Source organism: Vibrio sp. 661, from assembly GCF_033339315.1.
GTDB classification, from domain to species: domain Bacteria; phylum Pseudomonadota; class Gammaproteobacteria; order Enterobacterales; family Vibrionaceae; genus Vibrio; species Vibrio alginolyticus.
This window is the reverse complement of sequence record NZ_JAWOUJ010000004.1, coordinates 262,012-282,721: the sequence shown is the minus strand read 5'-3', so window position 1 is coordinate 282,721 and position 20,710 is coordinate 262,012. Positions and strand designations below refer to the sequence as shown.

Sequence of the window (20,710 nt, the reverse complement as noted above, 5' to 3'; positions counted from 1 at the left end):
GATTTTTATTGGAGCCTCCTTTTGCAACTGCAATTGATCTGTGAAAACCCGTCTCAACAATCTCATCTTGATGAACTCGCTGCGCGTTGGCAGCTTTCACACACTGACGATAGCGATTTTGCTTTGGTGCTAACCACCGAGCGTTTGGAGCTACGTAAAGTGGATGAGCCAAAGCTGGGTGCAATCTTTGTGGATTTGATTGGTGGTGCGGTCGGTCATCGTCGCAAGTTCGGTGGTGGTAAAGGCCAGGCAATTGCGAAAGCTGCGGGGTTGAACAAAGGGGCAACGCCAACCGTGTTAGACGGCACGGCAGGTCTTGGTCGTGATGCGTTTGTGCTCGCCTCGCTAGGTTGTAAAGTGCAGATGGTCGAGCGTCATCCAGTCGTAGCGGCTTTGTTAGATGATGGCTTGGATCGAGCGAAACAAGACCCAGAAATCGGCACCTGGGTATCTGAGCGCATGTCGCTAATCCATGCTTCTAGCCATGATGCGCTGGAACAATTGGCGCAAGATAAAGACTTTGTCCAGCCAGATGTGGTGTATCTTGACCCGATGTATCCGCACCCAGAAAATAAAAAGAAGTCGGCGCTCGTGAAAAAAGAAATGCGCGTTTTCCAATCGTTGGTTGGCGCTGATTTGGACGCCGATGGCCTACTAGAACCAGCCATGGCGTTAGCCACAAAGCGTGTAGTAGTTAAACGCCCAGACTATGCTAACTGGCTGAACGAGAAAAAACCGACCATGGCGATTGAAACGAAAAAAAATCGCTTCGATGTCTACGTTAAAGCATCGATGGCATAACTTCCTGACGGCTCAACTTTTCTTGTCACAGTATGGTGTATCGTGCTGTGACTCAGCCTCTCTTTCCTCGTCTCTATTGATAGTTTTCTCTTGCTAATTCCCTTCCCTGACTGTATATCTAACTAAGAATTATTATTATTTCACTTGTTGTGATGCGGTCGATAACTGGGAAGCTGGAGTAGTAGAATGGCTAAACGTTTATGTAAAATGAGTCGCAAACAGATCGCGGCAGAACTTGGTGATATCCATCGTTTAGTTGTCGCACCAAAATTCGTTTGTCGTTCTTGCGCACGCTCTTCATCGGCCAAAGATACCCTTTGTAAGCCAGCCGCAATTCCTCCACAAAAATGCCAAGACAAGCCATTGAGTGAGCAACAAGCATGTGGCTTATTGGTTGAAGCTCTGCCATCACAAGCGATTCCAGTGACAACTAAACAAAGCAACGAAAAAGCCGCGATTGTGAAGCGTGTTGTTGAGCGTGTGAAAGAGAAAAAACAAGCCGAAAAATCTCTGGAGCCAGTAAGAGCCGACGCACCAGTATGGTTTGATTTAGCGGATAAAAAATCGCTCAAGAAAGCGAAAAAAGCACTGAAAAAGCACTATAAGCAGCAAAAGAAGTTGCTAAAAGTGGCGAAAAAACAACAAAAGTTACTTAAGCGTCAGCGTAAACTGGAAGCGCGTAATGCGAAACTAGAAGTGTTGCTGCCAACGCCACCTAATGCTTTGATGAACGCAATCTCACAAGCCAAAGTGCATTAATCAAATAAAAAAACGCTCTCCAGTCGGAGAGCGTTTTTTATTGTCGAAATGTTTATAGGATTAGCTGCGTTACTTATTGGCGTAGCTCATCTCTACGCGCTTTTTCACCCAGGTTTCGTTAATCCATAGGGATAGCATGATGATCGCACCGCCAATGGCGAGTCGCATGACATCAACATCGCGGTTCCAAATCACAATGTTTACAATCAAGCCCGCCGGAACCAATGCATTGTTCATTACTGCCAGTGCACCTGCGTTCACCATAGTCGCGCCTTTGTTCCAAGCAAAGTAACCAAAACCAGAAGCAATCAACCCAAGGTATGTCAGAATGCCCCATTGCGTTGTAGTGGTTGGTAGTTTTTCGAGGTTACCCATGAGCGCGAAAGCCACGGTTGCTACACAAAGTGCACCTAAGTAGAAGTAGCCAAACACGGTGTGTTGTGGCAAATCGACGGGTTCACTCTCCATGATATATTTGTAGCCCACCTGACCGATGGCAAAGCAGAGGTTTGCTCCTTGTACGACCAAAAAGCCCAGTAGGAAATCTTCATTAATGCCTGCAAATTTAATCCAGGCGGCACCAAATACGGCTATTGCAGCGGTAACTAAGTACCAAGGTGAAAAGCGACCTTTCAAGAAGTCATAGATTAGCGTGACGTAAATGGGTGTGAATACGGTGAACAGCAATACTTCTGGCACGGAAAGGAGCAAAAAAGATTGGTAGTAGAAGCAATACATCAAGCCGAGCTGGAAGCCACCGACGGTCATCAGTTTCGCGATCAGGGGTTTGCTAACGCCACGGAATTTCAAAAAGGGAATGAAAACCAGGCTCGCCAGTGCCACGCGCATGAACACCGAGAACCAAGAATCAACCTGACCGGCGAGGTAAACGCCGATCAGGCTAAATGAGAATGCCCAAAGTAGGGTAACTGCGGATAGATAAGCCATGGATGAGAATCTTTATCAACAACAAATGTGCCCGCAGTCTAACCAAGTTTTATCGCTGCGCCAATCAGTCTTTTAGCGGTACGACCAGCATATCGACTGGTGAGCAGTTAATCAGCTGTCGAGTCGAAGATAGAATCTTGCTCCAGAAATCTTGGTGATGACCACAAACCACCAAATCAATACTGTAATCTTGAATGGTATCGCACAGCTCATTACTCAAATCGCCACTACCGACTAAAGTATGGGCAATTGGGTATTGCGCATATTCAGCGAAGTTTGCCAATTGTGTGCGCGATGCTTCCATTGCTTGATGTTGCGCTTCTGCCATATTGATATCGATAAGCCCGGTGTAGAGTTCTGCGTAGTTCACGTCGATGTGAATAAAAGAGACTTTCGCATCCAGAGGTTTAGCCAGTGATACGGCTTTCTTAATCAACACTTTACTGTCGTCTGAAAGGTCGACTGCCACAAGTATGTGTTTGTAACTCATATTGCTATCTCCTTGTAAGGTCATAGTTTTAGATTAGCACCAACCCCAAAAAAAATTTGCTGAAGTGATCTCATATCGGTGCCGTAGGTACAAAGTCTTGTCTCAGTAATCATGTTATAGTGGCGTTATACCCAAGTGACTTTGATATGCTGAAATAAGCGTAGTGTTACTGACTAGAGTTGAAGTGAAACTTCGCCGTGTCTGCCAGACCAAGCTATTCTCGCAGCGTCATTTATTTCGAGGTTACTTGGGTATATTGCATGCACAATAATAGGAGTTAACATGCTGTCTCAAACTATGGTCGAACAATTGAATGAGCAAATTAACCTAGAATTTTTCTCATCCAATCTATACTTACAAATGAGTGCTTGGTGTGAAGACAAAGGTTTTGAAGGTGCGGCTGAATTTTTACGCGCTCACGCCGTAGAAGAAATGGAGCACATGCAACGCCTATTCACTTACGTGAGTGAAACTGGCTCAATGCCAATCTTAGGCGCTATTGATGCGCCAAAGCATGACTTTGCGAGCCTAGGTGACGTTTTCCGCGAGACATTTGAACATGAGCAAATGATCACGGAAAAAATCAACAAACTGGCGCACGTTGCATTTACTAGCCAAGACTACTCAACGTTTAACTTCCTACAGTGGTACGTGTCAGAACAGCACGAAGAAGAGAAGTTGTTTAAAGGGATTTTAGATAAGATCGAACTGGTAGGTGAAGACGGTAAAGCGTTGTTCTTCATTGACAAAGATCTAGCACAAATGGCGAAAGAAGGTTCATCTTCAATCATGGATGCTCCAGCTGCGTAAACGCGTTTTGGGACGTTGTAAGTAGCGGGTAAAGACGAAGTGTTGATCGTCTTTTTCTCTTGAGCATTGTTGAAGATGTAGGGAGGAAAAGATGATCAGTGGAGACACAATCTTATTTGCGCTAATGGTGGTAACTGGAGTTAATATGGTCCGGTATCTCACCGCTCTTCGTTCTCTAATTTATATCATGCGTGAAGCGCATCCGCTGTTATATCAGCAAGTTGATGGTAATGGTTTTTTTACCACTCATGGAAATGTCACCAAGCAGGTGAGGTTGTATCACTACATTAAAAGTAAAGAATATCATCATCACCACGATGAAATTTTTACTGGTAAGTGTGAAAGAGTGCGTGAATTGTTTGTTCTATCGACCGCGTTGCTCGGCGTGACGCTACTTGCAGCCTTCATTCTCTAAGAGTCAATAATCTAGATAGTTGTTCTGTCTGAGATTTTGCGGACATACAGAGCGCTTAGAGTTTAAGCGCTTTTCCCTTTCGGTATTTGTCGGTAGAATGTCGCGCCTAGAAAGCAAGGATGTGCAATGTGCACATCCTTTTTTATTTTGATTCGATACCAATCAGTCTAAGAGCTACCGATGAGTAAGAAATTTGATGTTGTTGTAATTGGCGCAGGCGCAGCAGGTTTAATGTGTGCTGCAGAAGCAGGCAAGCGAGGCCGCCGTGTTTTGGTGCTCGATCATGCTAAAAAGCCAGGACGTAAAATCCTTATCTCGGGCGGTGGTCGTTGTAACTTCACTAACTACGACGTTTCAGCTAATCACTATTTGTGTCAAAACCCGCACTTTGTTAAGTCGGCGCTCTCCCAATACACTAACTGGGATTTCATCTCGATGGTGTGTAAACATGGCATTGAGTTCGAAGAGCGTGATCACGGCCAGTTGTTTTGTGTCGATGCATTTACGGCCAAAGATATCGTGAAGATGTTGTTAGCTGAGTGTGACATGCCGAACATCGAGCAGCGTTACCAATGCGATGTTCATTCGATTGAAAAAATTGATGAAGGCTTTCGTTTGCATGCTGGTACTGAGATTGTCGAATGTGAGTCTTTAGTTATCGCAACAGGTGGCTTGTCGATGCCAAAACTGGGAGCGACACCATTTGGTTATAAAGTCGCGGAACAATTTGGTCTTCGAGTTATCCCAACCACGGCAGGTCTTGTACCATTTACTCTGCATAAAGAAGACAAAGAAGACTTTGCTGAGTTATCCGGTATCGCGGTACCTGCGGAAATTACGGCTGAAGATGGCACCATGTTCAAAGAAGCCCTGTTGTTCACACATCGTGGGTTATCTGGTCCAGCAGTGTTACAGATTTCTTCATTCTGGCGGGCCGGACAAAAGGTGTTGATCAATCTTGTGCCAAACGATGATGTTGCTGAGTTATTAGAACGCAGTCGTGAGAAGCATCCAAATCAGTCACTCAAGAATACGCTTGCCAAAGTGCTGCCTAAGCGTCTGGTTGAAGTCTTAATTGAACGTAAAGAGCTAGTCGATAAACCGCTAAAACAGTTCAATCAAAAGGAGCTTGCGGCGATTGTGGAGCGCCTAGAGCATTGGGATATCGCCCCGAATGGCACTGAAGGCTACCGAACTGCGGAAGTGACACTCGGCGGTGTCGATACTGATCACTTATCCTCGAAAACCATGGAATGCAAAGACATTAAAGGGCTTTATTTTATTGGTGAGGTGATGGATGTGACTGGTTGGCTAGGGGGCTACAATTTTCAGTGGTGCTGGTCGAGCGGCTTTGTTGCGGGGCAGTGGGTTTAATCAAACACCAAACGCAGCCTAACTGCATAAAAGATAAGATACAAAAAGAGCACTGAATAAAAGTCAGTGCTCTTTTTGTATTCCCATAGCGAGTTACTCGTCTTGATACTTTTCGAGTTTGTTATAGAGCGTTTTCACGCTAATGCCTAACTCCTGCGCTGATTCCGTTTTATTGCCTTGATTCTCTTCAAGGGTATTGAGAATGGCGGCTTTTTCTAGCTCTTCTAGCGAAACGCCCGCCGGAACAAGGTCTTCGATGCTGGTGCCTGTTTCCAATGGTGGTGTGTCGAAGATAAGGTGTTCATCTCGGATGGTGTCATCAGCCAAAATAAATGCACGCTCGATCGTGTGTTTGAGCTCACGGACATTACCTGGCCAGTCGTGTGCAGCGATTTTTTGGATCGCAGAGTCAAGAATCGTTTTGGTTTTTGCCTCATTGGCGTTGCGGTGCGCGATAAAGTGCTTGGCCAGACCGACGATATCACCGCCTCGTTCTCGCAGTGGCGGTATCGTTAATGGGAAATGCGATAAGCGGAAAAACAGATCTTCACGCAGGAACTGCTCCTCAATGGCGATTTTAGGATCACGGTTTGTAGCAGCAATGATGCGAGTATTAGCGATATGAACCGTATTACTGCCAACTGGGCGATACTCTCCGGTTTCTAGCACCCGTAATAGCTTCACTTGATGCTCGATAGGCATCTCGGTGATTTCATCTAAAAATAGGGTGCCGCCCTCTGCCTGCTTAAATACACCTTGGTGAGTTTTATTTGCTCCGGTAAAAGCGCCTTTCTCATGGCCAAACAGTTCACTATCAACCAATTCAGGGCTAATGGCACCACAGTTAATCGCTATAAAGGGCTGTTGTTTACGCTCACTCGCTAAGTGGATGGTCTGCGCCACCAGTTCTTTGCCTGATCCACTTTCACCGACAATAAGGACGTTGGCTTCTGTTTTAGCAACGCGCCTGATCATACGATAGAGCTGATGCATCGGAGAGGAAGAGCCGACCAAAAGACCAAATTGGTCAAGATCGCTGGTGGACACTTTACGCCCTTGATCTTGTTTGTGTTGATAGTACTGGCTGACTTCGCTCAGGGTGTCCGTCAGAATGGCAATATCAACGGGCTTTCTGTAGTGAAAAATAGCACCCAAGTTCATCAGCTTATCCAAGTTCTCGTTTGGAGCGCCTGAGCTAATGATGATCAAGTCCATATCGTAGATGTCTTCGATATTAGAAAGACGTTGATAATCTGCACTAGTAAAGTGGGCGACTTCAACAATCGCAACTTCCGGTTTGAGTTGTAGGAAATCTTCAATCCATTGGTCTGCGGCATCGATGTCATGCAGACGAAATTTGTTCAGTTCCTGGCAAGAAGCGATGGCATTTTTAAGTGATGGATCTTGTATTCTTAGAAACAGGCTTGGCATCGACATAGAAATGTCCTCTTTACTATGACAGAAACAATGTACGTGGATTATTCTCACTTCACAAGACAAAATATTGTCAGCATAGATTTAAGGATTTGTTCGGTATTTTTATGTTGTTAGCCCCTTTTTGATATATATCGGTGAGAGCCATCAGTAGATATTTCCTTTTGTTCAGATTTTTATTTTTTAAATAATAATTTTGCTATTAATTGATTCTGGAGAAATAGCCTTTCTGTTTTATCAGGTTATTTCGGCACAAGTGACGGAGGCTTATCACCGATTAAAAATTACATTTTTTACGTGTAAATAATTCATGCTTATACTTTATTGCTCATCTCATTTTTACCTCTTTTCTTTATTAGTTAATTAAAAACAATAAGTTATAAAGTTGGCACATGGTTTGCTCCTAGGGAAGTGCAACGTCAATAAAGGAGAATTACCATGAATAACATCGCAGCTAAAATTGTACTTACGTCAGTTCTTGCTACTTCATCTACAGCAGTCTTAGCGAGTGATAAATGGAAAAAAGAATCCATGGACGCTTGGCTAGATGGTAAAGCTGAAACCACACTACTGCTAAACAGCAATCTCAACTCTTTTGATATCAATACCGATGTTGAGAATCAGGTCGTTACCCTTTCTGGTTCGGTAAACAATGATCTTGAAAAATCACTTGCCGAAGAGCTTGTTACTGGTCTTGATGGTGTGAAAAAAGTAAACAACGAATTGTCAGTAGTGAATGAAGGCAAGAAAGAAACTGATTCAGAAGCTTTAGCTACACTGACCGATTCTAAAATCACGACTATAGTTAAAACGCGCCTACTAATGGATACCAATGTGAGTGGTACGGATATTGATGTAACGACAGAACGCAAAACGGTAACGTTGGCAGGTAAAGTTAATTCAGATGCGGAGCATGATCTTGCAATTTCAATTGCAAATAACACCAATGACGTAAATAAGGTGATTGATAAGCTAGAAGTGGTTCAATAATAGCGAGCCGAGTGATTTAACCCACTTTTATTAGGAGGTAACACTATGGTTCGTTGGATGTTTATTTTTCTGGCACTGGCACTAATTTCTGCACTATTAGGCTTCACCGGTATTGCAGGAGCTGCTGCCTCTATCGCGCAAGTGATATTTTACCTATTCCTATTGTCATTAATTGTATCAATAGTGATTGTTCTGCTGGGAAGAAAAAACGTAAATAGATAGGAGATTCCATGCGACTTACGTCATTTGTTTACCGTATCGCCGCAGTATTCGGTTTGGTGTTTGCGTTGGCAGCTTGTAGTGAAGAAGGGCCAATGGAACAGGCCGGCAAAAAGATAGATGAAGCCGCCGAAGAAACCCAAAATGCGATTGAAGATGAATGTGAAAACATTAAAGAAAATCTAAACGCTGAAGACCAAGACTGTTAGCCGAATCAGGTTAGGTTTTTTACGCATAGCTATGTAAGAGAGGGGCGGTCAATAACCGCCCTTCCTTTTGTCCCAATTGTTTACAATCAGATAAGGAGTCAAAGATGAAAAACATATTTGATGTACTGAAAGAGAGTCATGAAAAGCAACGCCTTTTACTCGATGCTCTGATGGAAACGTCTGGAGATTCCCCCGCTCGTGAAGAGTTTTATCACAACCTTAAAGAGGAACTCGAACAGCACGCAGCGGCAGAAGAGCGGTTTTTCTACGCGCCTTTAATAGATAGTGATAAGACCATTGATCTCACTCGCCATGGCATCGCAGAGCATCATGAAATTGATAAAGTGATTGCACAGCTTGATGCAACCGATATGAGCTCGCCAGCGTGGCTCAACCTAATGAAAACCTTGCGTCACAAAGTGTTGCACCATCTTGAGGAAGAAGAGCAGCGTTTCTTCCAGTTAGCCGGTAAGGTAATGACCGATAAGCAGAAAATGAAACTAGCGGATGGTTATGTTGAAGAGATGGTAAGCTAGGTAGAGTGTTGGACCTTTTCGTGCCATTTCGGCACGGGAAGGCACTCAATCAAGGCGTTTACTAAAGTTCATGTATCCAAGCTCAATCCCCCGCGTATTCTAACTTCCACTAAAAAGTGCACTCGCTGAAGGCAAGGAGAGCGAATGTTTATCATCAAATATTATATTCTTGGCGCTCTGATCAGTTTATTGGCCGCTATCTATACGCCTCAAATTATCGTTAGTTTGCTGTTCTTATGGATATCGCTTTCTTTAGCGTTGGTCAGCGTAGCCTACGTATTCGACATTCCCTCTATTTTTAGAAAAAACCAAGATGGCAAGATTGTCAGGTGGATTCGCTGGGCATTCATCCCATTTCTATTGGGGGCTAGAGCGTATAACGCCTGGGAAAGACGGCGTGATACAGTGCCTCCAATCCAAAAAGTCAGCGACAATTTATACCTATCTCGCCGTTTGTTTCAGAGTGACTTAGATTTTCTCGAATCCAATGAAATCTCTTGTATTGTCGATGTCACCGCAGAATTTGCAGGCCTTGAAAGTGCGATGACCGACAAGCAGTTTCATTACCTTTCGATTCCGGTACTCGACCACAAAGCCCCAACGCTAGAGCGCCTTCGCCATGCGATTAACTGGATTGATACTCAAATCTCGTGCTCGCGGGCAGTGGTTGTGCATTGTGCGTTAGGGCGTGGTCGTTCAGTGTTTGTTGTGGCGGCGTATTTACTGAGCAAAGACCCGTCACTGACGGTTGAATCCGTGATGAAAAAAATCAATGACGTACGCAGTACCGCGAGATTGAATAAATTACAGATTAGAACGTTACGAGCGATCAGTGAAAAAGGCGTACTAGGGCTGGATCAATCCACTTGGATGGTGGTTAACCCTGTTGCAGGTGGCGGAAAATGGGAGGAAAACGAACAGCACCTGATTCGTGAACTAACCAAAAAATATCGCTTGAGTATTCATCAAACCACCACAAACCTCAGCGCCGAGCAGCTAACACAACAGGCAAAAGAAAGTGGAGCTAAGCAAATCATCGTAGCTGGTGGCGATGGCACAGTAACAGAGGTGGCGAGCCAATTGGTGGATACCGACCTAAAACTCGGTATTGTTCCGCTCGGAACTGCCAATGCGTTATGTCATGTGCTCTATGGCGTTGGCGCAAAATTCTCACCGGTCGAAAAAGCGTGTGAAGCGTTGCTTGGCGGACACTGCCAACGTATTGATACTGCGGAATGTAATCAGCGGCTTATTTTATTGGTCTTAGGCATTGGGCTAGAACAGAAAATGATCGAGCACGCTCAGCGAGAAGAGAAAAATGTTTTTGGACAACTCGCTTACCTCACCGGCTTTTTTAATGCTGTAGTGGCGGAAGAAACGCAAGCTTTAACCGTATCGTTAGACGCTCCAACTGAAGATGGAAACCACGACAAGAATACACAAACGCTTGACGTCCATAGTTTTGTCGTTGCGAATATCGCTCCATTTAGTACGTTGCTTGCCCAAGGTGGTGATGCGCCGCAGCCTGATGATGGCAAGCTGCATATCACATATTTAGATAACACCGAGTCTTTAGGCGGACGTCTTATCGCCTTGTCGGATCTGACATTAACGAGCGTAGGCGCACAGGAAGAATCGACACATTTTCAATACGCGACGGCTCAGAGCGTCACTATTTCTGCGAATAAACCGATTGAATATGTGATTGATGGTGAACTGTATTCTGATGAGCAACTGGCAATCAAGCTGCGTCCAAAGTCATTGAACGTATTTGTTCCAAGCCAGAGACGTAAATCAGCTTCGCTTTAACACAGATAATCCGCGGATAACGCGCCATTTGCTTCGTATTCTACATGGCGCTTTTTCTGTGCTGTTTGATGATTTGGTGTGCGTCGTAAAAAGGCTATCAAGGTCGCTGCGTAGATGCAGCGGCTTTTGTCTATCTGCACTTTTTTATTAGGTTGATTGGGGATGAGGGTTAAACAAAGTGAAGAAAGAAGGGCGAGTATAATTACTCACCCTGAGGTAAGTGCTTTTCAATTTCATCGTTTTCAACTTGTAAAGCAGCTAACCAATAAGAAACAAGTGCGGTTAAGTTGGTGTCGTCAATGGCTCTAAGCAGGGCTTTTAAATCATCTAACAGTAATTTATTCATAAAATGCATTTCTTTGTAATTGCCTAACTCGGCAACGCCGTATTCGGTGGCATTTTCTGCAATGAATTGTTCACCATCTTGATCGAAGAACAGCTTCGCCATCTTTTTGATCATCACTTTTTCTATTTTCACGAATCGATATGCCGCTCTTGCGAGTGTCATATGTGATTGCGGGTTAACGAGAGGCAAACACGTTTGGCGATGGTGTGTCATTTTTACGAGTAGCTCCCTTACTCGATTGTTATCCAATGTCATAGTGACCTCTTTATTTGTGATTATTGTCGTGGGACATTTCTCGTGACGGTTATGTTAATGCGCCTGTGGGCTTGTCAGAAATGGCCAAAGCAAGTTGGCCATTTCTTTGCTCAATACCGAGCTTTATTGCAAGGGCGACCACCAGGTTTTAGCTAATAAGGCTGATGCTGCTGAGTTTTTCTTTGCAACTTTTTATATCGCTACGAACTTTCAGCAGAACCGAGTTATCCGCCTGCTCTGGGTGGGAAGTAATCAAATTCTCAATCTCTTTGAGTACCTTGCTTTCGACACCTTCAAGCTGTTCTAAATACATTGACTCTTTGTCAGAGGACACTTCCTTCATCACGTCGCTGTAGACCTCACGCGCCTTGATGGTGTAGGAAACCGGAGTGTCGTCGGCAGATTCTTCATTGTTACTTGCTAGAGAGTAGGGAGTGAGCTCAATGACTGCACGCTCACGTACTCTGAGCAGTTCTACCAACACATTATTCAAGGAAGTGTTGTCGATGTTCTCGATGGCCTTGTTGTAAATTTCATTTCCGCTTTCGATAAGCTCAATGATTGAGGCGATGTTTTCATTTTTCATATGCCACTCCTTATTTACTGGTGATAGGGGTGTTTGAGTGTATGGAATACAAACACGATGTTTCGTCTTCAGTTGCAGGTTGTATGCCAATGAACTTTAAGTCTTATTAATCAGTGACTTAATATCTTGTTTTGCAATAACTTGCTAACAGTCGGTAAGGCGCTAAGAAAAAATTACAAGAATGGCGGGGAAAGCCTGGAAAGAATTACACGTACAGATACGGCTTTTTATCGAAATAAAAATAAAATCAATAAAAAACAATAGCTTAAAATTCTGGCATGGATATGGCTTTGTAGGGAGTAAGTGAGGTCAAACATTGTTTCACTTGATTCACTATTCAACTCATTAATGGAGGCTAGTTATGGCTACTACAAAAGAAAGCACAGTAAAACCTCAAGAGCAGTTAGAAGAAGCATATCACTTAGCGGAACAAGCCACGACGGAAGCCGTTGGCGCGATGAAAGACCAAGCCAAAGAGAAGCTGGATGTCGGTGCACAGCAAGTTCAGCAGGCGACTAAGTCGGCAGAAAATGTAATCAAGGAGCGCCCATTGCTGAGCATAGGCTGTGCCTTCCTTGCTGGTTGGGCGGTTTCGAAGCTGATCAAATAATAGTGGTCACCAAGGATTAAGCCACACAACAGAAAGGCGAGGCTTCACATGAATAACTCAGGGCAAGTTACCAATCAGCAATCAGGCTCGGCGGCTTCAGACAGCGGCCGAGCCCCTGATGGGGCAGAAGAACAGGATATCCAACAAACCATTAATGGTTTGAGCAGCATTCTTGCGCAATTGGACCAACTGACGAAATCGCTAAAAGCATGGTCAGGTTCAACGTTGGATTTGTTCCTCTTGGAGATGAAAGTTAACGTGTCCGCAGTGCGTCAGATTTTGCTGTGTACCGTTGTTTTTACCCTATTGTCGGTATTGTTCGTATTCAGTTTGTGCCTTGCCTCTGGGGTGGTGGCTTATCAGTTAACTGCCAACGTATATGTTGCCGTGGGTGTATTTATCACATCATTAGGCTTGGCATTATTTGCTTTAGCCTGGTGGCAGAAGCGTTTAGTTGGATTTCTTGGATTCAAAAATACGACAGAACAATTACAGGAGGGGTGGGATGCGCTCGCTACAAAAGCTCAATCGAGCCATGCGGATCAAGCGGATGGAAGGTAAAGCGTCTCTAGAGCAATGCTGTTTGTCGATGGAAATGTTCACGTTTACCACCAAGAAGTTTGTGAGAGAAAACCCTTGGACGACATTAGGCATTAGTGCTGTCGTTGCCGTTACCGCAGCAAAAGCAGGTCGATTGTCTCGACTGACTTCTTCTATTTCGTCAATGGGGCTATTGGTTAGCAGCGTGTCTGATATTACCGATTCGCTCACAAAGCCGGTCGCGGCAGCTTCTCTGGATGAGTCAGATGCGGAGCAAAATGGAAATGCAGCAACACAAGTAAGCAACGCTGCGACGACAGAGGGCGAACCACTCTAATAGCGGATTTCACCGCAAAATTTTCTTACCGATTCTGAGCTTATTATGACAGCGAAATTGAACATTCCTGCCAACACTGCGATTGGTGCAACGCTTCTCGTCCTGTTACTCGTCCCAGGGCTGTATTTTGCCAAGCCAATATTGTTACCTATTGTGCTTAGCACCTTTATTTCTCTGCTGTGCAGCCCTTTCATTAATTATCTTGAAGACAAAGGTTTACCACGTGCTATTACCGTCGTGTTGACGCTGTCATTCCTCGTTGGCGCCTCAATTATTGGTCTTGCCGCCATGTCGGAGCCCGCCAAGCAATGGTGGTCTGAGCTGCCCAGTATCGTGAAAAATGTGTCGCAAGAAGTAAGCGAAGTTACTAAAGCTTCGGCTGATCACCTTAATACTCCATTGAATATCGCCAACGATATGAGTATGGATGAGGTCGGGAACAACACCGTATTTTCTTTGGTAAAAACGCTCGCGACCACTACGCCGACGATTTTGACACAAGCGATGATCGTGCTGTTTATGGTTTACTTTATGCTCAATCATGGACGAAGCTTATTTCGAAAGTCAGTGTCTTACTTACATGGGTTCGCCAAACAGCGCCAAGCGATTGAGTTGGTCAAAGCGCTACAGAAAGACCTATCTCGATACATTGGCACCATCACGTTGGTGAATGCGGGACTTGGGTTGAGTGTTGGGGCCGTGTTTTTTGTTCTAGGCCTTGAAGATCCATTTCTATGGGGCGCATTTGCAGGCGTGATGAATTTTGCGCCGTACCTCGGCCCTGTCATATCCATGGTGAGCTTTGGCTTTGTTGCTTATCTTCAGTTGGAGTCGGTCAGTTTTATGCTGACGGTGGTGTCTATCTATTTACTGCTCAATTTGATTGAAAGTCAGTTTGTTACACCAACACTATTGGGGAAAAGGTTTAACTTAAACCCGTTAGTGATTTTTGTTTGGCTTGTTTTTTGGGGCTGGCTTTGGGGCGGAATGGGGCTATTGATCGGTGTGCCGTTGCTGGTTTGTATCAATATTTTGGTTGATCGTCTAGAGCTATGCCAATCAACCCAAAATCAAGCAAAACAAATCACCTCCGCGGACGTGGCACCGCGAGAGTGACTTGAGGAGCAAGCTGGTTCAACGAAACAGTTTTTCAGCGCTCACTGGCTGACTAAATAAATATCCCTGACCATAAATACAGCCTTTTTCGAATAAATAATCGGCTTGTTCCCGAGTTTCTATCCCTTCCGCGACGACTTTCAACGACAGCGTTTTTCCCATGGCAATAATGGCATTCACAATCGCGTTGCTGTCGCTATTACTTGGGACATCACTGACAAATGAGCGGTCAATTTTCAGTTTGTTGATTGGCAAACCTTTCAAGTAAGACAAAGACGAATAGCCAGTTCCAAAGTCATCCAGAGAAATCTCAATACCCAGCTCTCGTAATTGATTTAACGATGCAATGGCTTGTTGAGGGTCGATCAGTAAAAAGCTCTCTGTGATCTCCAAATCTAACCGTTGGGCAGGGTATCCGGTGTTATCGAGGATAGTACTTAATCGCTGAATGAAATTTGACTGCTGAAGCTGCAACGCAGAAACATTGACGGCGATTTTGCCAAACTCGATGCCTTGGTCCAGCCAAGCATTACCTTGCAAACAAGCTTGTTGTAACACCCACTCACCAATGCTTTGAATCAGCCCTGTTTTTTCTGCAATTGGAATAAAGTCTGCTGGTGGTACAGGGCCAAACTCTGGATGCTGCCAGCGTAATAAAGCTTCCACGCCGACAATCGAATTTTGTTCCAAGTTGTATTGCGGTTGGAATTCTAACCGGAGTTGTTGTTTTTCTATTGCTTGATGCAAAGCGGATTGAATGCGTACATGGGATACGGATTTATCGGTCAAATCCGGTGAGTAAAACGCGTAGCCGTTGCGTCCATTTTTCTTCGCTAAGTACATCGCGGTGTCTGCGTTTTTCAGTAAGGTTTCACTGTCTTGACCGTCTCTTGGGTACAAGGCAATACCAATACTTGTCGAGACACGAAGTGAGTCGTGGTTTGCCAAGTCGAATGGTTGCTGGAATACGCTTAGAATATCGCCGACGGTTTCCAATAAGGAAACATCACTATGGATGTCTGGCAAAATAATCACAAATTCATCGCCGCCAATGCGAGCCACATGCGCATTGAGGTGAAGCACATCTTGCAGACGAATCGCTAACTTAGACAGCAATTGGTCACCACAGAAGTGGCCCATGCTATCGTTGATGTGTTTGAAATGGTCGATATCTAAGAATAGGGTGGCAAACGTCTGCTGGCTTTTGTGTCCGGTTTCGATGTGTTGCTCGAGTAAGCTAAGTAAATGAGTGCGATTAGGTAGATTGGTTAATGGATCGTAAAAAGCCATGCGCTGCAGCTTTTCTTCGTGTGCCTTACGCACAGAGATATCTTCAAACACACAAATGTAGTTAATAAGGTGGTTTTTATCGTCCATTACGGCGCTAATGGTCGCTAATTGCGGATAAATGCTGCCATCTTTCTTTCTGTTGATGAATTCGCCTTTCCATTGGCCTTTGTTTTCGAGTTGATGCCACAACTGTTGATAGAAACCTTGATCATGATGACCTGAGCGCAGAATTCGTGGGTTTTTTCCTATCACCTCTTCAGAGCGGTAACCTGTAATTTGGGTAAAAGCCGTGTTTACATCAATGATGTTGGCATTGCGGTCTGTAATGACCATGCCTTCTTGCGAATTGTTGAAAATTTGGGACGCTAAGGAGAGCTGCGTTTCTACCATTTTTCGGCGGGTGATGTTACGTGTCATCCCCAGAATGCCGATTAAGTTTCCCGCATGATCACGGACAGGAGACTTAATGGTTTCTAGCCAAGTGGGGTTATTGTTGTCATCAATTTGACGGCATTCTTCAACAATATTTTGCGTGCCAGTGGCTACCACCAATTTATCGGCATCAATGAATTTTTCCGCACGTTCATGGCTAAACAGGGCAAAATCGTCTTTTCCAATGATTTCACTGTTGGTTTTTTGCCACGCGTTTTCTACGCTTCGATTGGTCATCGAATAAAGACCATCCATGCCTTTTATCCATACGTGGTCTTCAAGGCAGTCGATAAACTCTTGTAGTGTTGGTGTTGGCTTTATTTCCGCGCTTTGATGTCGCGTTTGTTCTTGCTGACAGTGCAAGTTGATATCAAAGCTGATCCGCCCCGCGATTGCGCTTAGCCATGCCGAAACAACCGTTGATTGATCATTAGGGTGAGTCAGTGTCAGTACGGCAAGCAATTCGCCATTAGGTAGCCAAATCGGTCCAATGCTCAAGGTTTGCTCTTCAAAGGGGGTATGGCTAACTGTAAAATCTGTCGGCGTAAAGTGATCGACAACTTGCGTTATCACATCGATGATAGCACGATGATTTTGGGTTGAGGTGGACACCTCAGTCGATAGCCACTGCTGAGTATCGCTCAGAGTATAAAGCTGTCCCTGAGCTTGAGTTACATCACAGCATTGTCGCAGAACGTGTTGCCAGTCTGCCATCAAAGGCGAAGGAATAGCGAAGCGAAACATAATTAATAACGAGTCCTAAATCGCCCAAAGGTAATTATATTAGAATCTAGCGTAAGCTATTGGGCTTTGTGAGTATCGTATCCAACGCGTAGCTAAATCCTAGCAGCGTAAAGTGCTTTCTATCATTAAAATGTTATCTATATCTCTTTTTTATCCAACTTATTGCATCGTTTTTTAGGGCTTTTGATAGGTGATTAAGAAGCGTTTACCGCTTTGGTTTTCTTGCCCCATGAGACTTGCTGAATGACTAAGCCACTGATGATCAATACCAGGCCAATCAAGGTTGAAGGATGAATTTCTTCGCCGATGATGGTAGCTAACAACATGAGTGAGATAAATGGAGAAGCAAAGATCAGATTACTGATACGCGCGGTGTTTTGCGTTGATTTGAGTGCGCTCAGCCACAAAACGAAAGTGATCCCCATTTCAAACAGTCCGACATACGTCACCGCTGCCCAGCCTTTAATTGAGATTGCCTGCCAGCTCGCACCTTCATAAAGACTTAAACCAATGGCGAATGGAATAGCGACCAAAAAGCCGAGCAGAACGCCAACCACAGGGTCGGCCTTATTTTTGGTATTTAAAATCCAGTAACCGGCCCACAGCAGCGTTGATAGCAGCGCAAGACCAACACCCAACGGGCTCTCAAATTCCATGCCTAAAAGATTTCCTTGTGTGGCAATCACTATCACGCCGACATAACTAAAACCGCAAGCCAGCCAGTCCTTACCACGGATCTTTTGTCCTAAGAAAACAGCGGCCATTAGCGTTAAGGTGATGGCCCAGCTGTAGTTGATCGCTTGAGCCTGAGATGCGGGCAGCAAGTCATATGCTTTGAACAGAATAACGTAATACGCCAAAGGGTTAATCAACCCAAGCAGTAGGTAATACCAAGGGTTTGAGAAAAATGTAGCGCTTAACTGGCCCAGTTTACCTTGCACACCACAGATTACTGTTAGCGCAATCGCAGAGACGATGCTGGCAATGCATAGCATTTGAATCGGCGTAAATTCTGCCAACGTGAGTTTAAATGCGGTTGCAACGGTAGACCAAAGTAATACTGCTGAGAGCCCAAATCCTAGGGCGCGACGCTCGTTCATGATGCCTCTGCGTGATGATGTGCCGCTCGGTTTGGATAATTTGAGCGGAAGAAAGAATATTATAGGAAGGCCTAGTGTATGCGAGGATTTTTCATCCAACAAACTGGACATTTATCCAGTGTCTAAATACCATTGTTATAGATACAAAACACAGGCTAACTCGCTATTATGCAATGGATTCTTGAGTACCAATCTCTCATTCTCTCTTCTCTTTGTGCTGCCACGCTTAGTGGTGTCGCTGCCGGTTGGTGGGTGAAACAGCGTTTTATCACCCAAACTCAGCTTCTCGAGCAACAACTTGTTTCAGAAAAACAGCTTCATCAACAGCAACTTGAACAGGTCAAGCAAAGCCTTGCCGATGCCCAGCAAGAGTTGGATGAATTAGATGATGAGCGCGATAAAGCCGCGTTTGAAGTGCGTCAAACGCACGGAAAGCTGATGGCAGCTATGGAAAAACTGCGTTACTTCGAGGCCGTAAAGCAAGAGCGCCAGCAATACTTTGATGAGCTTGGTCAAATGCGTGAACACAAATCACGTCTAGAAACGCAACTGCGTGAACAGCAAGCTCGCCATGAGCAAATTAACCAAGCTAATGCCGAAAAACTGCAAATTTTAGAACAAGCGGAAGCACGCTTGAAACAACAATTTGAGCACTTGGCAAATCAACTGTTTGAAGAAAAAACCGCGAAGGTCGATTTGCAAAACCGTCAGAGTTTAGAAGGCTTGTTGTCACCGCTTAGAGAACAGTTAGAAGGGTTCAAAAAGCACGTTAATGACAGCTTTAGCCAAGAAGCTAAAGAGCGCCATACCCTAGTGCATGAGCTGAAAAACCTGCAACGTTTGAACGAGCAAATGACGCGCGAAGCGGTTAATTTGACCCAAGCGTTGAAAGGGGACAACAAACAACAAGGTAACTGGGGCGAAGTGGTGCTCGCTAGGGTACTTGCCGAATCTGGCTTGCGTGAAGGGCACGAATATCAGACTCAGGTGAACTTACAAAATGAAGCAGGCAAGCGTTACCAACCTGATGTCATTGTTCATCTCCCACAAAACAAACAAGTGGTTGTGGATTCTAAAATGGCGCTGGTTGCCTATGAGCGCTACTTCAACGCCGAAACTGATGCTGAGCGCGATCAGGCTTTGAATGCGCATTTAGCCGCTCTACGTGCACATATCAAAGGGTTAAGCATGAAGGACTACCACAAACTCAAAGGTATTCAGAGTTTGGACTATGTTCTGATGTTTATCCCGGTTGAGCCGGCGTTCCAAGTCGCGATTCAAGCCGATCCAAGTTTGATCAAAGACGCGATGGAGCAAAACATCATTTTGGTGAGCCCAACAACGTTGCTGGTGGCACTGCGCACCATTGATAATCTATGGCGCAATGAACGCCAAAATGAAAACGCCAAAATGATTGCGCAGCGTGCGACAAAACTCTACGACAAATTACGATTGTTTGTAGACGACATGGAGGGGCTCGGTGGTGCGCTGGATAAGGCGAATCAAAGCTATCAAGGTGCGATGAACAAGCTTGCCACAGGGCGCGGAAATGTGATTCGCCAAGCCGAAAGCTTTAAACACTTGGGAGTTGAAATTAAACGACCGATTTCTTCCGACCTCGCGCAGTTAGCGCAGAGTGATGCATTTTCAGAAAATGACCCGTTAGTAGAAAGACATCCGGCTGAGGATAAAGTAAACTAATCGCCCGCAGTGCAGTGGGCGATTTTATTTGTCAACAAACGCCCCGTAGAGGAAAGCGCTGCCTAAGAGGAATTAGAATGACGGACACAAGTTTGCAATCCAATACAGCGTTAGAGAATGAAACCACTCACTTTGGTTTCTCTACAGTGGCAAAAGACGAAAAAGTGACTAAGGTTGCCGAAGTATTCCACTCCGTGGCAACAAAATACGACATCATGAATGACCTGATGTCTGGTGGTATTCACCGCCTTTGGAAGCGCTTCACTATCGATTGTAGTGGTGCTCGCCCTGGCCAACGTATTCTTGACCTAGGTGGTGGTACGGGTGATTTGACGGCGAAATTCTCGCGCATTGTTGGCGATGAAGGCCATGTCATCCTTGCCGATATCAATAACTCAATGCTTAACGTTGGTCGCGATAAACTGCGTGACAACGGTATTGTGGGTAACGTGCATTACGTTCAAGCCAACGCAGAAGAACTGCCGTTCCCTGATGATTATTTTGATGTCATCACCATCAGTTTTTGTTTGCGTAATGTGACAGACAAAGACAAAGCGCTTCGTTCAATGTTCCGCGTACTGAAGCCAGGCGGCCGTCTATTGGTGTTGGAATTTTCAAAACCAGTGCTAGAGCCGTTATCGAAAGTATACGACGCATATTCATTCCACTTGTTGCCGAGAATCGGTGAGCTAGTTGCGAATGACTCAGAGAGTTACCGCTACCTAGCGGAGTCAATCCGTATGCATCCAGACCAAGAAACGCTGGAAGGCATGATGCAAGACGCAGGTTTTGAAAACACCAAATACTACAACTTAACTGGTGGTATTGTGGCTTTGCATCGCGGTTATAAATTCTAAGG

At 44.8% G+C, this 20,710-nt stretch carries 23 protein-coding genes; 16 read left to right on the top strand and 7 right to left on the bottom strand.

The features are described 5' to 3' along the window. The first annotated feature begins 21 nt into the window (after positions 1-21). Positions 22-801 carry a class I SAM-dependent methyltransferase gene (locus tag R7P69_RS11505; protein WP_005379162.1) on the top strand — a complete coding sequence of 260 codons (780 nt, stop codon included), beginning with the start codon at positions 22-24 and terminating at the stop codon, positions 799-801. Between the two features lie 186 nt (positions 802-987). Continuing rightward, positions 988-1,560 carry a hypothetical protein gene (locus R7P69_RS11500; protein ID WP_213880019.1) on the top strand — a complete coding sequence of 191 codons (573 nt, stop codon included), beginning with the start codon at positions 988-990 and terminating at the stop codon, positions 1,558-1,560. A gap of 69 nt (positions 1,561-1,629) precedes the next feature. Here the strand turns inward: R7P69_RS11500 and R7P69_RS11495 are convergent, their stop codons facing one another. Next, positions 1,630-2,508 (bottom strand): carboxylate/amino acid/amine transporter, encoded by an 879-nt coding sequence (locus R7P69_RS11495; RefSeq protein ID WP_238855441.1) that lies wholly within the window; start codon positions 2,506-2,508, stop codon positions 1,630-1,632. Positions 2,509-2,572: 64 nt separating this feature from the next. Beyond that, positions 2,573-2,998 (bottom strand): universal stress protein UspA, encoded by a 426-nt coding sequence (gene uspA / locus R7P69_RS11490; protein ID WP_005379165.1) that lies wholly within the window; start codon positions 2,996-2,998, stop codon positions 2,573-2,575. A 282-nt stretch (positions 2,999-3,280) separates the two neighbouring features. Here uspA and ftnA point away from each other — a divergent pair, with 282 nt between their 5' ends. The 3 genes from ftnA to R7P69_RS11475 all read left to right on the top strand — a co-directional run bounded on the left by ftnA (position 3,281) and on the right by R7P69_RS11475 (position 5,597). Next, positions 3,281-3,808: a non-heme ferritin gene (ftnA, locus tag R7P69_RS11485; protein WP_005379167.1), complete on the top strand. Its 528-nt coding sequence runs from the start codon at positions 3,281-3,283 to the stop codon at positions 3,806-3,808. A gap of 91 nt (positions 3,809-3,899) precedes the next feature. After that, positions 3,900-4,223: a universal stress protein UspB gene (gene uspB / locus R7P69_RS11480; protein WP_005379169.1), complete on the top strand. Its 324-nt coding sequence runs from the start codon at positions 3,900-3,902 to the stop codon at positions 4,221-4,223. Between the two features lie 180 nt (positions 4,224-4,403). After that, positions 4,404-5,597 (top strand): NAD(P)/FAD-dependent oxidoreductase, encoded by a 1,194-nt coding sequence (locus R7P69_RS11475; protein ID WP_005382944.1) that lies wholly within the window; start codon positions 4,404-4,406, stop codon positions 5,595-5,597. Positions 5,598-5,690: 93 nt separating this feature from the next. Here R7P69_RS11475 and R7P69_RS11470 read toward each other — a convergent pair whose 3' ends face one another. Continuing rightward, the gene (locus R7P69_RS11470) at positions 5,691-7,034 is read right to left on the bottom strand and encodes a sigma-54 interaction domain-containing protein (protein WP_005382945.1); all 1,344 of its coding nucleotides are present in this window, start codon (positions 7,032-7,034) and stop codon (positions 5,691-5,693) included. Positions 7,035-7,469: 435 nt separating this feature from the next. Here R7P69_RS11470 and R7P69_RS11465 point away from each other — a divergent pair, with 435 nt between their 5' ends. The 5 genes from R7P69_RS11465 (at position 7,470) to R7P69_RS11445 (ending at position 10,794) form a co-directional block, all read left to right on the top strand. Then, complete coding sequence (locus R7P69_RS11465; protein ID WP_238952168.1) at positions 7,470-8,021, top strand: BON domain-containing protein; 552 nt, start codon at positions 7,470-7,472, stop codon at positions 8,019-8,021. A 45-nt stretch (positions 8,022-8,066) separates the two neighbouring features. Continuing rightward, on the top strand, positions 8,067-8,243 hold the full coding sequence (locus tag R7P69_RS11460; RefSeq protein ID WP_005379177.1) for a DUF1328 family protein: 177 nt from the start codon (positions 8,067-8,069) through the stop codon (positions 8,241-8,243). Between the two features lie 8 nt (positions 8,244-8,251). Continuing rightward, a complete protein-coding gene (locus R7P69_RS11455; RefSeq protein ID WP_017821108.1) occupies positions 8,252-8,449 on the top strand; it encodes a hypothetical protein in 198 nt (65 codons plus the stop codon). A gap of 104 nt (positions 8,450-8,553) precedes the next feature. Beyond that, complete coding sequence (locus tag R7P69_RS11450; RefSeq protein ID WP_017821107.1) at positions 8,554-8,985, top strand: hemerythrin domain-containing protein; 432 nt, start codon at positions 8,554-8,556, stop codon at positions 8,983-8,985. Positions 8,986-9,129: 144 nt separating this feature from the next. Beyond that, positions 9,130-10,794: a diacylglycerol kinase family protein gene (locus R7P69_RS11445; protein ID WP_053307270.1), complete on the top strand. Its 1,665-nt coding sequence runs from the start codon at positions 9,130-9,132 to the stop codon at positions 10,792-10,794. A gap of 202 nt (positions 10,795-10,996) precedes the next feature. Here the strand turns inward: R7P69_RS11445 and R7P69_RS11440 are convergent, their stop codons facing one another. Together R7P69_RS11440 and R7P69_RS11435 are read right to left on the bottom strand one after the other, a co-directional pair. Next, positions 10,997-11,395 (bottom strand): hypothetical protein, encoded by a 399-nt coding sequence (locus R7P69_RS11440; protein ID WP_005379193.1) that lies wholly within the window; start codon positions 11,393-11,395, stop codon positions 10,997-10,999. Between the two features lie 148 nt (positions 11,396-11,543). After that, entirely contained in the window at positions 11,544-11,981 is a 438-nt protein-coding gene (locus tag R7P69_RS11435) for a DUF2383 domain-containing protein (protein WP_005379194.1), read from the bottom strand. Positions 11,982-12,342: 361 nt separating this feature from the next. On the opposite strand from R7P69_RS11435, the gene R7P69_RS11430 reads away from it, so the two are divergent. From R7P69_RS11430 to R7P69_RS11415, 4 genes are read left to right on the top strand one after another with little or no spacing between them, the layout of a single operon-like run. Continuing rightward, positions 12,343-12,591, top strand: coding sequence for a hypothetical protein (locus R7P69_RS11430; protein ID WP_005379196.1), 249 nt, complete (start codon positions 12,343-12,345; stop codon positions 12,589-12,591). A 48-nt stretch (positions 12,592-12,639) separates the two neighbouring features. Further along, positions 12,640-13,152: a phage holin family protein gene (locus R7P69_RS11425; protein WP_005379198.1), complete on the top strand. Its 513-nt coding sequence runs from the start codon at positions 12,640-12,642 to the stop codon at positions 13,150-13,152. After that, complete coding sequence (locus tag R7P69_RS11420; RefSeq protein ID WP_005379200.1) at positions 13,142-13,468, top strand: hypothetical protein; 327 nt, start codon at positions 13,142-13,144, stop codon at positions 13,466-13,468. Before R7P69_RS11425 ends, R7P69_RS11420 begins: the two co-directional genes overlap by 11 nt. Before the next feature lie 45 nt (positions 13,469-13,513). Next, positions 13,514-14,584 (top strand): AI-2E family transporter, encoded by a 1,071-nt coding sequence (locus tag R7P69_RS11415; protein ID WP_005379202.1) that lies wholly within the window; start codon positions 13,514-13,516, stop codon positions 14,582-14,584. Between the two features lie 18 nt (positions 14,585-14,602). Here R7P69_RS11415 and R7P69_RS11410 read toward each other — a convergent pair whose 3' ends face one another. Next, positions 14,603-17,050: an EAL domain-containing protein gene (locus tag R7P69_RS11410; RefSeq protein WP_238952169.1), complete on the bottom strand. Its 2,448-nt coding sequence runs from the start codon at positions 17,048-17,050 to the stop codon at positions 14,603-14,605. A 194-nt stretch (positions 17,051-17,244) separates the two neighbouring features. Then, positions 17,245-18,150, bottom strand: coding sequence for a DMT family transporter (locus tag R7P69_RS11405; RefSeq protein ID WP_025768291.1), 906 nt, complete (start codon positions 18,148-18,150; stop codon positions 17,245-17,247). A 168-nt stretch (positions 18,151-18,318) separates the two neighbouring features. On the opposite strand from R7P69_RS11405, the gene rmuC reads away from it, so the two are divergent. Both rmuC and ubiE read left to right on the top strand, forming a co-directional pair. Next, positions 18,319-19,851, top strand: coding sequence for a DNA recombination protein RmuC (gene rmuC / locus R7P69_RS11400; RefSeq protein WP_005379209.1), 1,533 nt, complete (start codon positions 18,319-18,321; stop codon positions 19,849-19,851). 77 nt (positions 19,852-19,928) lie between these two features. Then, entirely contained in the window at positions 19,929-20,708 is a 780-nt protein-coding gene (gene ubiE, locus R7P69_RS11395) for a bifunctional demethylmenaquinone methyltransferase/2-methoxy-6-polyprenyl-1,4-benzoquinol methylase UbiE (RefSeq protein ID WP_005379210.1), read from the top strand. Positions 20,709-20,710: the final 2 nt, after the last annotated feature.

Coding starts and splice junctions, on each gene's coding strand:
- R7P69_RS11410 (WP_238952169.1), bottom strand. CDS start 17,050: ATGTTTCGCTTCGCTATTCCTTCGCCTTTGATGGCAGACTGGCAACAC.
- R7P69_RS11445 (WP_053307270.1), top strand. CDS start 9,130: ATGTTTATCATCAAATATTATATTCTTGGCGCTCTGATCAGTTTATTG.
- R7P69_RS11440 (WP_005379193.1), bottom strand. CDS start 11,395: ATGACATTGGATAACAATCGAGTAAGGGAGCTACTCGTAAAAATGACA.
- ubiE (WP_005379210.1), top strand. CDS start 19,929: ATGACGGACACAAGTTTGCAATCCAATACAGCGTTAGAGAATGAAACC.
- R7P69_RS11455 (WP_017821108.1), top strand. CDS start 8,252: ATGCGACTTACGTCATTTGTTTACCGTATCGCCGCAGTATTCGGTTTG.
- R7P69_RS11405 (WP_025768291.1), bottom strand. CDS start 18,150: ATGAACGAGCGTCGCGCCCTAGGATTTGGGCTCTCAGCAGTATTACTT.
- R7P69_RS11425 (WP_005379198.1), top strand. CDS start 12,640: ATGAATAACTCAGGGCAAGTTACCAATCAGCAATCAGGCTCGGCGGCT.
- uspB (WP_005379169.1), top strand. CDS start 3,900: ATGATCAGTGGAGACACAATCTTATTTGCGCTAATGGTGGTAACTGGA.
- ftnA (WP_005379167.1), top strand. CDS start 3,281: ATGCTGTCTCAAACTATGGTCGAACAATTGAATGAGCAAATTAACCTA.
- R7P69_RS11500 (WP_213880019.1), top strand. CDS start 988: ATGGCTAAACGTTTATGTAAAATGAGTCGCAAACAGATCGCGGCAGAA.
- uspA (WP_005379165.1), bottom strand. CDS start 2,998: ATGAGTTACAAACACATACTTGTGGCAGTCGACCTTTCAGACGACAGT.
- R7P69_RS11415 (WP_005379202.1), top strand. CDS start 13,514: ATGACAGCGAAATTGAACATTCCTGCCAACACTGCGATTGGTGCAACG.
- R7P69_RS11465 (WP_238952168.1), top strand. CDS start 7,470: ATGAATAACATCGCAGCTAAAATTGTACTTACGTCAGTTCTTGCTACT.
- R7P69_RS11475 (WP_005382944.1), top strand. CDS start 4,404: ATGAGTAAGAAATTTGATGTTGTTGTAATTGGCGCAGGCGCAGCAGGT.
- rmuC (WP_005379209.1), top strand. CDS start 18,319: ATGCAATGGATTCTTGAGTACCAATCTCTCATTCTCTCTTCTCTTTGT.
- R7P69_RS11460 (WP_005379177.1), top strand. CDS start 8,067: ATGGTTCGTTGGATGTTTATTTTTCTGGCACTGGCACTAATTTCTGCA.
- R7P69_RS11470 (WP_005382945.1), bottom strand. CDS start 7,034: ATGTCGATGCCAAGCCTGTTTCTAAGAATACAAGATCCATCACTTAAA.
- R7P69_RS11435 (WP_005379194.1), bottom strand. CDS start 11,981: ATGAAAAATGAAAACATCGCCTCAATCATTGAGCTTATCGAAAGCGGA.
- R7P69_RS11430 (WP_005379196.1), top strand. CDS start 12,343: ATGGCTACTACAAAAGAAAGCACAGTAAAACCTCAAGAGCAGTTAGAA.
- R7P69_RS11450 (WP_017821107.1), top strand. CDS start 8,554: ATGAAAAACATATTTGATGTACTGAAAGAGAGTCATGAAAAGCAACGC.
- R7P69_RS11420 (WP_005379200.1), top strand. CDS start 13,142: ATGGAAGGTAAAGCGTCTCTAGAGCAATGCTGTTTGTCGATGGAAATG.
- R7P69_RS11495 (WP_238855441.1), bottom strand. CDS start 2,508: ATGGCTTATCTATCCGCAGTTACCCTACTTTGGGCATTCTCATTTAGC.